Source organism: Streptomyces sp. NPDC127084 (assembly GCF_042724175.1).
Classification (GTDB): domain Bacteria; phylum Actinomycetota; class Actinomycetes; order Streptomycetales; family Streptomycetaceae; genus Streptomyces.
Genome location: NZ_JBHXFA010000189.1, coordinates 1 through 11,599 on the forward strand (window position 1 = coordinate 1; position 11,599 = coordinate 11,599).

The 11,599-nt window shown below is 69.1% G+C and carries 14 protein-coding genes and 1 tRNA gene; 11 read left to right on the plus strand and 4 right to left on the minus strand.

Annotated features, from left to right (window positions below; translation table 11 throughout):
• A partial coding sequence (locus ACFWI9_RS29795) for a hypothetical protein (protein WP_387167000.1) occupies window positions 1–1,011 on the plus strand: 1,011 nt, incomplete at its 5' end.
• Between the two features lie 31 nt (window positions 1,012–1,042).
• Here ACFWI9_RS29795 and ACFWI9_RS29800 read toward each other — a convergent pair.
• Window positions 1,043–2,416: a serine/threonine-protein kinase gene (locus tag ACFWI9_RS29800; RefSeq protein ID WP_387167003.1), complete on the minus strand. Its 1,374-nt coding sequence runs from the start codon at window positions 2,414–2,416 to the stop codon at window positions 1,043–1,045.
• A gap of 81 nt (window positions 2,417–2,497) precedes the next feature.
• The gene (locus tag ACFWI9_RS29805) at window positions 2,498–3,046 is read right to left on the minus strand and encodes a helix-turn-helix domain-containing protein (RefSeq protein WP_387167006.1); all 549 of its coding nucleotides are present in this window, start codon (window positions 3,044–3,046) and stop codon (window positions 2,498–2,500) included.
• Window positions 3,047–3,187: 141 nt separating this feature from the next.
• Here ACFWI9_RS29805 and ACFWI9_RS29810 point away from each other — a divergent pair.
• A tRNA-Ala gene (locus ACFWI9_RS29810) sits at window positions 3,188–3,260 on the plus strand.
• A 429-nt stretch (window positions 3,261–3,689) separates the two neighbouring features.
• Window positions 3,690–4,133, plus strand: coding sequence for a DUF6344 domain-containing protein (locus ACFWI9_RS29815; protein ID WP_387167009.1), 444 nt, complete (start codon window positions 3,690–3,692; stop codon window positions 4,131–4,133).
• Between the two features lie 51 nt (window positions 4,134–4,184).
• Here ACFWI9_RS29815 and ACFWI9_RS29820 read toward each other — a convergent pair whose 3' ends face one another.
• Window positions 4,185–4,883: a DUF5324 family protein gene (locus ACFWI9_RS29820; protein ID WP_387167012.1), complete on the minus strand. Its 699-nt coding sequence runs from the start codon at window positions 4,881–4,883 to the stop codon at window positions 4,185–4,187.
• Between the two features lie 219 nt (window positions 4,884–5,102).
• On the opposite strand from ACFWI9_RS29820, the gene ACFWI9_RS29825 reads away from it, so the two are divergent.
• Window positions 5,103–5,636: a peptidylprolyl isomerase gene (locus ACFWI9_RS29825; protein ID WP_387167015.1), complete on the plus strand. Its 534-nt coding sequence runs from the start codon at window positions 5,103–5,105 to the stop codon at window positions 5,634–5,636.
• A gap of 116 nt (window positions 5,637–5,752) precedes the next feature.
• Window positions 5,753–6,649, plus strand: a complete 897-nt coding sequence (locus ACFWI9_RS29830) for a rhomboid family intramembrane serine protease (protein WP_387167018.1) — start codon at window positions 5,753–5,755, stop codon at window positions 6,647–6,649.
• A gap of 337 nt (window positions 6,650–6,986) precedes the next feature.
• Here ACFWI9_RS29830 and crgA read toward each other — a convergent pair whose 3' ends face one another.
• The gene (gene crgA / locus ACFWI9_RS29835) at window positions 6,987–7,244 is read right to left on the minus strand and encodes a cell division protein CrgA (RefSeq protein WP_387167021.1); all 258 of its coding nucleotides are present in this window, start codon (window positions 7,242–7,244) and stop codon (window positions 6,987–6,989) included.
• A 141-nt stretch (window positions 7,245–7,385) separates the two neighbouring features.
• Between crgA and ACFWI9_RS29840 the strand changes: the two genes are divergently transcribed.
• From ACFWI9_RS29840 to ACFWI9_RS29865, 6 genes are read left to right on the plus strand one after another with little or no spacing between them, the layout of a single operon-like run.
• Window positions 7,386–8,153: a DUF881 domain-containing protein gene (locus ACFWI9_RS29840; RefSeq protein ID WP_387167024.1), complete on the plus strand. Its 768-nt coding sequence runs from the start codon at window positions 7,386–7,388 to the stop codon at window positions 8,151–8,153.
• Between the two features lie 23 nt (window positions 8,154–8,176).
• Window positions 8,177–8,872 carry a class E sortase gene (locus ACFWI9_RS29845; protein WP_387167026.1) on the plus strand — a complete coding sequence of 232 codons (696 nt, stop codon included), beginning with the start codon at window positions 8,177–8,179 and terminating at the stop codon, window positions 8,870–8,872.
• Between the two features lie 58 nt (window positions 8,873–8,930).
• Window positions 8,931–9,092 (plus strand): hypothetical protein, encoded by a 162-nt coding sequence (locus tag ACFWI9_RS29850; protein WP_387167029.1) that lies wholly within the window; start codon window positions 8,931–8,933, stop codon window positions 9,090–9,092.
• The gene (locus ACFWI9_RS29855; RefSeq protein ID WP_387167032.1) at window positions 9,089–9,730 is read left to right on the plus strand and encodes an aminodeoxychorismate/anthranilate synthase component II; all 642 of its coding nucleotides are present in this window, start codon (window positions 9,089–9,091) and stop codon (window positions 9,728–9,730) included. The genes ACFWI9_RS29850 and ACFWI9_RS29855 overlap by 4 nt, the downstream gene beginning before the upstream one ends.
• A complete protein-coding gene (locus ACFWI9_RS29860) occupies window positions 9,727–10,791 on the plus strand; it encodes a class E sortase (RefSeq protein ID WP_387167035.1) in 1,065 nt (354 codons plus the stop codon). The genes ACFWI9_RS29855 and ACFWI9_RS29860 overlap by 4 nt, the downstream gene beginning before the upstream one ends.
• A gap of 54 nt (window positions 10,792–10,845) precedes the next feature.
• Window positions 10,846–11,535 (plus strand): class E sortase, encoded by a 690-nt coding sequence (locus ACFWI9_RS29865; RefSeq protein ID WP_387167038.1) that lies wholly within the window; start codon window positions 10,846–10,848, stop codon window positions 11,533–11,535.
• Window positions 11,536–11,599: the final 64 nt, after the last annotated feature.

Here is an 11,599-nt window from a genome sequence, read left to right on the forward strand (position 1 = left end):
GTACCCAAGGCGGGCGGCAAGGTCGAGTACGGCGACGGCATCACGGTGACCCTCCGGAGCGGTTCGGACTCCCGGTGCAGTTGGCAGAACGCGTACTTCGAGTCCGCCGCCTTCACCCGCCCGGTCGCCGCGTACGCCAGCCGGACGATTCGGCCTGACAGCTCCACCTGTCAGGAGCGCGGCGTCTACTACGTGCTTGTCGAACGGGTCACGAAGGTGACGTCCACACCGGACGACTGGGAGCTGGAACTCCGCTACGACGCCGAGCCCTCACTCAAGGCCGCCGGTCCCACCGAGGCTCCCGAGGACTGGCCGTCCGCATCCCCCATGCCGCCCGCGGGCGGTCCGCAGCGGCGGGCGGGTGGCACCGGCTTCAACGACGCCATGAGCATCGGCCAGGGCGAGTGGCGTGACGACATCAAGCCCGGTCAGACCCGGGTGTTCCGGGTGCCGGTGGACTGGGGCCAGCAGCTCTTCGTCGACGCCGACCTGGGTTCCAGCACGGCGAGCACCGAGTACGTCGGCCACGCCCTGGTGGTCGCACTGCACAACCCCGCCCGCGGGCTCGTCCTCCAGAAGTCGGGCGAGTACAGCGGCGGGCCCGCGTCGATGGTTCTTGAACCACTGCCCCCGGTCGCCTACGAGAACCGCTTCGAGAGCGCCGACGCCACCAGCGGCATGCGCTTCGCCGGCTGGTACTACATATCAGCCACCCTCAGCCCGGAACTCGTGGAGGAGTACGGCGACCAGGCCCTGCCGCTGACGCTGCGGGTGAACGTGACCGGCAAGGCGAAGCAGGGCCCGGGCTACGAGGGGCAGCCCGGGATCTTCGCCGTCACGGACGACGACCGGGACGCGGTGGCCGACGGGCTCAGCGGGCCCGGGGCCGCGAAGAGCGACGTGATGAAGCTGGTCGCGGCGGCCGGGCTCGGCACCGGGACCGTGCTGCTGCTCGGCCTCGGCGGCTGGATGGTCCTGGCGCGCAGGAGCCGTCCGGACAGGGCGTACTGAGGGGTGGACAGCGGCACGACAGCGAGGGCTGTCACATCTGGGTGAGCGCCCAGATGCCCACCGCGAAGCAGGCCAGCGCCACCAGCAGCACCGGGACCGCCACCTTCGAGGGCGGTCCCGGACGCTTGTGCGGGGCGGGCGGCTGGGGCGGCCGCGGCGATTCGGCGGTGTAGGGGCGGGTGGGGGCCTGCCCGTAGGCCGCCGACGCGTGCTGTGCCGTCGGTGGCGTCGGCGGCTGGGACGGCGGCGCGAGGTGGAAGGAGCCCGTCTCGGAGGGCGAGGGCATGGGCGGCGGTGTATGCGGGCCGTGCCCGTTCGGCTGCCACGCGGCAGGGGCGGCCGGGTATCCGGTGTACGACGGGTCGACTGCCGGGGTCGGCGCCGGGGCCGGAGTCGGGGTCGGGGCCTCGGAGGGAACCGGAGGGACGGTCGGAGTCGCGGCCGGGGGCCGCCCTGAGCCGCCGTGCCCTTCGTGTGCTCGCTGTGCTTCGTGTCCCGCCGGTGCCGCCGCGGGTGCTTCGGGCTGCCCGGGACCACCGGGGCCGAACCCCGGTGGCAGCGGCCCTATCTGGTCGAAGACCTCCACCGGCTCCTCGTCGGCGCCCGGCTCGGGAAGCAGCTCCACAGCGGAGGCCAGTGCCTTGCGCGCACCCGTGGCCGTACGGAACCGCGCCTGCGGATCAGGCTGGATCAGACCGGCGAGCACCTGCCACAGCGGCTCGGGAATTCCCTGGGGCGCGCCCGGAGTGCCGTGGGCGGCGAAGTGTTCGACCAGGGCGCGGGAGTCGGGCTTCTGCCCGTGGAGGAGGTAGAGGGCGACAAGGCCGACCGCGAACAGGTCGGCGGGGAAGTCGGGTTCGGCGCCGAGCATCTGCTCGGGTGCGAGGTAGCCGGGCGTCCCCACGAAATAGCTCGTCTCGGTCAGCCGTGGCTCGCCCTTGCGCATGGCGATACCGAAGTCGGAGAGCCGCAGGTGCGGGCGTCCGGTGCCGGTGGCCTCCAGAATGATGTTGGCCGGCTTGATGTCACGATGTACGACGCCCTCGGCGTGTACCGCCGCGAGCCCGGACAGCAGCTGGTCGAGCAGGGTGCATACGAAGCGCGGCGGCAGCGGGCCGTAGTCGCCGATCAGATGTGCCAGCGAACCGCCGCTCACCAGGTCCATGGTGAACAGCACCTTGTCGTCGTCCGCGGCCCAGCTTGCCGGGGCGAGGACGTGGGGGTGGTCGATGCGCAGCGCCTGCTCGCGGACGAAGCGCAGCAGTGTGTGAGCGTCGCTCTGCTGGAGGACCTTGGCGGCCACATAGCGCCGCCGCCGCTGGTCCCAGGCGCGCCAGACCGCGCCGACCCCACCCCGGCCGATCGGGTCGATCAGCTCGTACCGACCAGCGAAGACCTCACCCATCGCGCTGCGCCTGCCCCCGGTTCCCTGTTCTGGGTGTGCTGTGTTCAGCCCAGGGGCTTCGGCGCCCCCGGACCCTCGTACTCAGCTCTGGTGCGACTCGTAGTGTGCGACCGCGTCGGCGGTGCGCCCCGCGCCGTACACCTTGAGGAACTCTGCCAGTTCCGGGTGCGTCGTCGCGAGTGTGTCCGCCGCGTCGATGATGTCGCCGGCCGCCGCCACCGACCGCAGCAGCGACTGGATCTCGCGGACCACCCGGCGTACGGTGGGCGCGCCGGAGCTGTTGGTGGTCTGCCCGGTGCCGGTGAGGACGGACCCGCCCTGCGACTTCTTGATCTCGTCCATCCGGGCCGTGGCCTCGGCGGCGCTGATACTGCCGTCGGCCACCTGTCCGGCCAGCTCCTGGAGTGCCTGGACGCGCTGGACCACCGCGGGATTGCCGATCTTGGCCCGCTGCCCGCTCATCAGCTGGGAGAGCATCGGAGCCGACAGCCCGAGCACCGCCGCGAGACGCGCCTGGTTCAGCCCCAGATCGTCGATCAGCCGCCGGAAGAGCGCCCCCAGAGGCTCTCCGTACCAGCTGCGCTGGAGCTCTCTCGCTCTCGCGGTCGTGTCCTGCTGTGCTGCGTCCATATGCGTCTCCCCATCGCTTCCCCATGCGTCGGCTTCGCTGCCGCGAACCTGACGAGCATCCTACGGAGAGTGGTCGGATACCGGGAGTCCCAATCCTTTTGCAGGATCAGGGGGGTGACCCGGTACTCTGTTCCCTGTTCCGGGGCCTTAGCTCAGTTGGTAGAGCGCTGTCTTTGCATGGCAGATGTCAGGGGTTCGACTCCCCTAGGCTCCACGCGACGAGACCCCTCTGCCCTGCGAAAAGCAGGTCGGAGGGGTCTCTTTGTCTCGATCTTCTGTACTGACGCGTCAGCCCGCCCGCGCGCCCACACGAACAAGGCTCGGCCGGTGCGCCGGCCACGTGGCTGTATGAGGCGCGAACCGGGTGCCGCCACGTTCGGACCAGCGCCCCTCCGTCGTCCCGGGTTGCGTGCTCCGTACCTCGGCGGTAGGGGCGTACTCGCCAACGGGGGCAAGGGATCCCGGGCCTGCGAAGGGCGGCCGGACGTGGCCGTGGGCGGGGGCGGTTGTGGGGCGGTGTAGACCATACGAGTGGTGTTCATCTGAAGATCGCTCGACTCGTGGCGTAGGTCCCCGACTTTTCGAGATGCGTACACATCATGAGGAAGGTATGTAAAACGCCCTACCTCGAAAGCGAGGGGTCATGGCCGCCGCCGTCAAGGTCGCACCTCTGTGGACCGCCCTCATCTGCCTGTTCGCCGCGCTGTTCGCCTCCCTCGGACTGGGCGGCACCGCATCCGCCGCCCGTAAGCGTCCGGCGTCGCCGTTGCCCATGGAGCCGACCGAGACGGAAGGGCGCCCGGCCGCACCCTGCCCGCAGTCGCATACGGGGAGACAGACAGCGTCACCGGCGCAGACCGCCGCTGACGCGGGGCGCGTGCCGAGGCAGCGAACCGCCGGGCACAGCGGGTCGTGGAACCGGTCGCTGCCGCCGACGATCAAGCAGCGGATCGGGGCAGAGGCCCACGGGACCACGCCGTCGGTACGTCATCTGGCCCCGGAGCCGTACGGGTTGTCCGGGCTGTCCCTCCTGCTTCAGGGGTACTCGCCGCTCACCGGTGCCGCGCTCACCAACGCGCCGGCATGAGGTGAGGCGCCGGGAAGCACTCCGCGTCCCCGGCGCCCCATGGGTCAAGCCTCAGCGACGGTCCTCACCGTCTGTGCCGGGCCCCGCCTCTCCGGCTTCGTCGGCCTGCTTGGCCTCGACTTCCGGATCCAGCACCGTCCGAGCGGTGAAGGATGCTCCGGAGTCCGCCGAGACCTCGGTGGGAGCCGGCGGCTCGACCAGCCAGTCGGGGTTGGCTTGCTTGTCCCACCACCGCCAGGCGGCGAAGAGCCCCAGGGCTACGACGGTGAGCAGAGCGGCGCCCTTGGCCGCACGGCCCGTCTTCGCCCGCCGCTCGTGCTTCCGCACCAGCTTCCGGACTTCCTTCGCCGAGACCTGACCGCGCAGCGCGGCCAGGGCGGCTGTGGATCGGGCGGCGGCCTCCTGCCCCACGGGCTGGGCCACCGCGATGGCGTGTTCAAGGCGCGGCTTCGTGTAGTCCGCCGTCTGACGCGCGGCACTCCGGGTCATGACGGCGGCCCGGTGAGCGGCGATGTCGACCTTCGGCGGCACATGCGGGGCCACATGCGCCCTGTACTGGGTACGGCACTGCTTACCGGCCTGGTGGGCGGCACGGGAGACCCTGGGCGCGAGATAGACGCGAGCCTCGTGCGCGTACTGCGCGGCCTGGTCCTTCGCGGTTTCGGCGTAGGGCGCCACCACTTCCGCGGCGTGCAGCACGCTCTCCTTGGCCGTATCGGTCGCGGCACGCACGCTGTCCATGCGGGTCACGGGATCCTCCTCCTCGGTGGCGGTCGCGGCGGGTCGAAGGCGTTTGAGAGGTCTGTCGCCCCTGGCGGGGCACAGTTCGCCTTTCCACCCTTTTCGAAATCATGCCCGCCAGGCGCCCGCTCGGCATGCGGGACAGGCATCCGGGTCACTGTTTCCATACCGACGGCACTTCCGTGCGAGGATCGGTTGACGTCAGAGAAGACTCAAGGAAGGCACATCGTGGCCGAGCAGCTTTACGCCACCCTGAAGACCAACCACGGCGACATCAACGTGCGGCTCCTGCCGAACCACGCGCCGAAGACGGTCAAGAACTTCACCGAACTCGCCACCGGCCAGCGCGAGTGGACGAACCCGGCGACCGGCAAGAAGTCCACGGACCGGCTGTACGACGGCACGGTGTTCCACCGGGTGATCAGTGGCTTCATGATCCAGGGCGGTGACCCGCTGGGCAACGGCACGGGCGGCCCCGGCTACGAGTTCGCCGACGAGTTCCACCCCGACCTGGCGTTCGACAAGCCGTACCTGCTGGCCATGGCCAACGCGGGCCCGGGCACCAACGGCTCCCAGTTCTTCATCACCGTGGCGCCCACCGCCTGGCTGACCCGCAAGCACACCATCTTCGGTGAGGTCGCCGACGACGCGAGCAAGAAGGTCGTGGACGCCATCGCCACCGCCCAGACCAACCCGCGCACCGACCGCCCGGTCAACGACGTCGTGATCGAGTCCGTCGTGGTCGAGACCCGCGAGGGCTGAACCCGGCCGCGGGATCCCGTACGGGAACCTTTCCGCCCCGCTCGTCGTAGGACGAGCGGGGCGCGACGCGTTACGCAGGCCCCGGAGGACCGAGGGCCGGAAGAGGGGACCTCCTCATGGACCAGGCGCCAGGAAGCCCGGACCAGCACCAGGCGGCTCAGGGGCTGCCGAACTGCTACCGCCACCCGGGCCGGGAGACGGGCATCACCTGTACGCGCTGTGAGCGGCCGATCTGCCCGGAGTGCATGGTCAGCGCCTCGGTCGGCTTCCAGTGCCCCCAGTGTGTGCGCGGTGGGTCCGGTACGGGGCACTCGGCGACCGCCGGCCGGCCGCGGACGATCGCGGGCAGTCCCATCGCCGCGGGCGATCCCCGCCTTGTCACCAAGATCCTGCTGGGTATCAACGTCGCGGTCTTCATCGCCGTACTGGCCGACCCGGTCCTGGTCGACCGGCTCGATCTCGTCGGCCTGGCCCGCAGCCGGCAGCTCGGGCAGGTGGTCGGTGTCGCCGACGGCGAGTGGTACCGCCTGGTGACCTCGATGTTCCTGCACCAGCAGATCTGGCATATCGCCTTCAACATGCTGGGCCTGTGGTGGCTCGGCGGGCCCCTGGAGGCGGCACTCGGCAGGGTGCGCTATCTCGCGCTGTACATGCTCTCAGGGCTTGCCGGCAGCGCACTCGCCTATCTGCTGGCACCGCCGAACGAGGGCGCGCTCGGCGCGTCCGGTGCCATCTTCGGTCTGCTCGGCGCCACCATCGTGCTGATGCGCCGGATGAACTACGACCTGCGTCCGGTGCTCGCGCTGCTGGCGCTGAACCTGCTGTTCACCTTCACCTGGGGCGGTATCTCCTGGCAGGCTCATATCGGTGGTCTGGTCGCGGGTGCGGTGATCGCCTTCGGCCTGGTGCACGCCCCGCCCCGGCACAGGTCCCTGGTGCAGTTCGGGACCTGTGCGCTGGTGCTGCTGGCGATTGCCTTCACCGTGGTCCTGAGGACTCTGTCGCTCACCTGAACGAGTGTTTCCCACATGGTTGTCCACAGCGAGTGGCAGATCTTGTGCATCTCGTCGGGAACAGCTGTGCCCCTTGTCCCTGATCTGGTTTTTCCCAGGAGGGCCAAGGGGCACGCGCTCGAGAGGGAAGATCGTCGGCGCGGTCGCCGCAGTCACATCGGCGTCAACCGGTGTCACCGTGGATGAGAGTTATCCACAGATCGTCTGACCTTTCCCACTGCTGTGGACAACGCTGTGGATAAGTGTGGGCCAGAGCTTGACATCGCCCGGATGGCTCCGACCCGATGCCGCTGTATCCGTCCGCGACTGCCTGCGACGCCCGCGTTCGGTTACGCCGCTACTTCCACTGCGTCGAGACCGCGAAGCCACCGGCGATGAAGCCGAAGCCGACCACGATGTTCCAGTTTCCGAAGGAGTCGAGGGGGAGCCGGCCGTCGGTGACGTAGAAGACAACGATCCAGGCGAGCCCGATCAGGAACAGCGCCAGCATCACCGGCGCCACCCAGCTGCGGTTCGTCAGCTTGATGGTCGTTGCCTGCCTCGCCGCCGGCGGCGGCGTGAAGTCGGCCTTCTTGCGGATACGTGACTTCGGCACGAGGGACTCTCCTGTCGATGCGCTGCGTGACCGCGCAGGGGAAATGTGGCTGGCGCCGGGGCGGGAGCGAGGGGTATCACAGGCTCCCCCGGGCGTCCGTTAGCGTAGTGCTTCCGCGGTCACCGTAGGAGTAAGGGTACGTTGAGCAATTCCGCCGACACTCCCCGAGGGCCGGTCCGCCGTTTCGTGCCGCGACCGGTCCGGTTGCTGACGGCTGCCGTTTTCGCGCTGGCCGGTCTGATCTTCGTCACCAGCTTCAACACCGCCAAGGGCACCAACCTCCGCACCGACGCCTCGCTGCTGAAGCTCTCGGACCTGATCCAGCGGCGCAGCGAGCAGAACGCCGAGCTGGACCGGTCCACCGCCGCCGTCCGCGGTGACGTGGACGCGCTGGCCCGCCGCGACGACGGCTCCACCAAGGCCGAGGACGAGCGGCTCCAGGGCCTGGAGAAGGACGCCGGGACCGAGAAGCTCCGCGGACAGGCCCTCACCGTCACCCTCAATGATGCTCCTCCGAACGCCCACGCAGCCCCCGGTTACCCGGAACCCCAGGCCAACGACCTGGTCATCCACCAACAGGACCTCCAGGCCGTGGTGAACGCGCTGTGGCAGGGCGGGGCCGAGGGCATCCAGGTCATGGACCAGCGGCTGATCTCCACCAGCGCCGTGCGGTGTGTCGGCAACACCCTGATCCTCCAGGGCCGCGTCTACTCACCTCCGTACAAGATCACCGCTGTAGGCGACCCCGATCGGCTCAAGCGAGCGCTGACAGCGTCGCCCGCGATCCAGAACTACCAGCTGTATGTGCAGGCGTACGGCCTCGGCTGGAAAGTGGACGAGCGCGACGCGGTGACTCTGCCCGGCTATTCGGGCACAGTGGATCTGCATTACGCGAAGCCTGTGAGCTAGCTCTCGGGGAGGGGGCGCAGTCGATGCGAGCGGTACGACCGCTGCGACTGATCGTCAGGACCCTCAGCGAGATATGCCTGACGGTCGGCGCGGTGATCGTGCTCTTCGTGGCGTATGTGCTGTTCTGGACCGGGGTGAAGGCGGCCGGCGCCACGGACGGTGAGATCGTCCGGCTCCAGGAGGAATGGACCCGGCTTCCGCTCGAACAGGCTCCTTCCGGAGCACCGCCGGAGCCGGTTCGCGCGTACACATCGGGCAAGCCCTTCGCTGTGATGTACATCCCCCGGTTCGGGGCGGACTGGGACTGGCCGGTGCTGGAGGGCACCTCCGCAGGCACCCTCAAGAAGGGACTGGGTCACTATCAGGGGACCGCACGTCCGGGTGAGACCGGGAACTTCGCGGTGGCCGGCCACCGCCGCACCTACGGGGACCCGTTCAAGGACGTCCCCCGGCTGAAGCCGGGGGACGCGGTGATCCTCACGGACGGGACGACCTGGTTCACCTATCGCGTCAAGCGGGCGCCGTATCGCACCGTACCCAGCGATGTCGCGGTCATCGACCCGGTCCCGAGGCGGTCCGGCTTCGACGGTCCCGGCCGCTATCTGACCCTGACCACCTGCGAGCCCGAGTGGGGCAGCAGCCACCGGCTGGTCGTCTGGGCGCACCTCGACGCCACCCGGCCTGTGACGGACGGCAAGCCGGAAGCTTTCCACAGCTGACCCACGGGCCCCTTGCGCCCTTTAGTCTGGTCCCGTACGAGGAAAGGTAGGGCACAGCATGTACGGCTGGATCTGGCGGCATCTGCCGGGCAACGCGTTGTTGCGGGCGTTCATCTCGCTCGTGCTGGTCCTCACGGTCGTCTATGTGCTGTTCCAGTACGTGTTCCCGTGGGCGGAGCCGCTGCTTCCGTTCAACGATGTGACGGTGGACGGCCAGTGAGCGCGCGCATTCTCGTCGTCGACAACTACGACAGCTTTGTCTTCAACCTCGTCCAGTACCTGTACCAGCTGGGCGCCGAGTGCGAGGTCGTACGCAACGACGAGGTGTCGACCGCGCACGCGCAGGACGGTTTCGACGGGGTGCTGCTGTCCCCCGGGCCCGGCGCGCCGGAGCAGGCTGGTGTCTGTATCGACATGGTCCGCCACTGCGCGGCGACCGCTGTGCCGGTCTTCGGTGTCTGCCTCGGGATGCAGTCGATGGCGGTGGCCTACGGCGGTGTCGTGGACCGGGCGCCGGAGCTGCTGCACGGCAAGACCTCGCTCGTACTGCACCAGGGCAAGGGCGTGTTCGCGGGTCTGCCCTCGCCGTTCACGGCGACGCGCTACCACTCGCTCGCGGCCGAACCCACGACGGTGCCCGATGAGCTGGAGGTCACAGCACGTACCGAGGACGGCATCATCATGGGGCTGCGCCATCGTGAACTGGCGGTGGAGGGCGTGCAGTTCCATCCCGAGTCCGTTCTCACGGAACACGGGCACCTGATGCTCGCCAACTGGCTTGAGCAGTGCGGCGACACGGGCGCGGTCGGCCGCTCGGCAGGGCTCGCGCCGGTGGTGGGCGGCAAGGCCCTGGCATGAACGGCGAGGGGGGTGCGCCGTGGCTTCGGGACGGGAGTATTCCGGGGCAGTCCCCGGCTCCGGAGCAGTGGGACTGGACCGCGTACGGTCGGCAGGCCGCGGAGGCCCCCCAGGGCTACGAGCAGGACTGGTACGGGCGGCGGCCGTACACGCCCGAGCCCGTACCGGTACCTGTGCCCGAGCGCGTGCCGGTGACCGCGCCTGACCCGGAGACGCCCCAGCGGGTTCCGGGCGGGCGGGCCGAGCGCAGGCGTGCGGCGAAGGGGCGGGGGCGAGGGCGGCGCAGGGCGGCGGCCGGCGCCGCGGCGTCACCTCCTTCACGTCCGGTACCGAGCGTGGAGGGCGCCCCGCTCACCAGGGTCGAGGCGCGTCGGCGAGCCCGCGCCCTGAAGGACAGCCCCGCGGTCATCGCCAGCCGGGCTTTCGGTGAACTCTTCATCACCGTAGGTGTGTTGATGCTGCTGTTCGTCACCTATCAGCTGTGGTGGACGAACATCCTCGCCGGTCAGCAGGCCAACGCCGCTGCCGACAGGATCCAGGAGGACTGGGCCAAGGGCCGTGCGCCAGGTGCGTTCGAGCCGGGACAGGGCTTCGCGATCATGCACATTCCGAAGCTCGATGTCGTCGTCCCGGTCGCCGAGGGCATCGACAAGCTCTCCGTGCTGGACCGGGGCATGGTCGGCCACTACGCGGAGGGCGCCCTCAAGACCGCCATGCCGTCCGACAGACAGGGCAATTTCGCGGTCGCCGGCCACCGCAACACGCATGGTGAGCCGTTCCGCTACATCAACACGCTGGCGCCGGGAGACCCGATCGTCATCGAGACCCAGGACACGTACTACACCTACAAGATGGCGAGCATTCTCCCCCAGACCTCCCCTTCGAACACCAGCGTGATCGCTCCGGTCCCGGCAGGCTCCGGATTCACCGGTCCCGGCCGGTACATCACCCTCACGACATGCACGCCCGAATTCACGAGTACGTACCGAATGATCGTGTGGGGCAAGATGGTCGAGGAACGTCCGCGGAGCAAGGGCAAGCCTGATGCGCTCGTCGGCTGAGCTGAGGCGTGACGCAACGGATTCTCAGGACGACAGGAAACAGGGGCAGGTGCAGTGGCACGTGCGCGCAGCCGGATCGCCGGCGTCATCAGTGTCTTCGGCGAACTGCTGATCACCACAGGAGTGCTGCTCGCGCTCTTCGTCGTCTACTCGCTGTGGTGGACCAATGTCCTCGCCGACCGCGCGGCCACCGAGGAGAGCGACCGGGTGCGCCACAACTGGGCCGCCGCCCCCCAGGGGCAGGGGCCGGGCGCGCTGGACACCAAGGACGGCATCGGCTTCCTCCACGTCCCCGCCATGGACGAGGGCGATGTACTGGTGAAGAAGGGGACCGACCCCGAGACCCTCAACGACGGTGTCGCGGGCTACTACACCGATCCGATCAAGTCGGCGCTACCCGGCGACAGGCAGGGCAACTTCACCCTGGCCGCACACCGCGACGGCCATGGTGCCAAGTTCCACAACATCCACAAGATCAGGACCGGCGATCCGATCGTCTTCGAGACCAGGGACACCTGGTACGTCTACAAGGTCTTCAAGGACCTGAAGCAGACCTCGAAGTTCAATGTCGACGTGCTCCAGCCGGTACCGAAGGAGTCGGGCAAGACGGCCCCCGGCCGCTACATCACCCTGACGACCTGCACGCCTCTGTACACCTCCGAGTACCGGTATGTGGTCTGGGGCGAGCTGGTGCGTACGGAGAAGGTCGACAGCGCCCGTACACGGCCCGAGGAGCTGCGCTGACGCCTTCCGGTACGTCCTGGCGACTCAACGGATAGCACTGGGCCCCGGCACCCCTCTTGGAGGG

Coding starts and splice junctions, on each gene's coding strand:
- ACFWI9_RS29800 (WP_387167003.1), bottom strand. CDS start 2,416: ATGGGTGAGGTCTTCGCTGGTCGGTACGAGCTGATCGACCCGATCGGC.
- ACFWI9_RS29805 (WP_387167006.1), bottom strand. CDS start 3,046: ATGGACGCAGCACAGCAGGACACGACCGCGAGAGCGAGAGAGCTCCAG.
- ACFWI9_RS29815 (WP_387167009.1), top strand. CDS start 3,690: ATGGCCGCCGCCGTCAAGGTCGCACCTCTGTGGACCGCCCTCATCTGC.
- ACFWI9_RS29830 (WP_387167018.1), top strand. CDS start 5,753: ATGGACCAGGCGCCAGGAAGCCCGGACCAGCACCAGGCGGCTCAGGGG.
- ACFWI9_RS29845 (WP_387167026.1), top strand. CDS start 8,177: ATGCGAGCGGTACGACCGCTGCGACTGATCGTCAGGACCCTCAGCGAG.
- ACFWI9_RS29850 (WP_387167029.1), top strand. CDS start 8,931: ATGTACGGCTGGATCTGGCGGCATCTGCCGGGCAACGCGTTGTTGCGG.
- ACFWI9_RS29860 (WP_387167035.1), top strand. CDS start 9,727: ATGAACGGCGAGGGGGGTGCGCCGTGGCTTCGGGACGGGAGTATTCCG.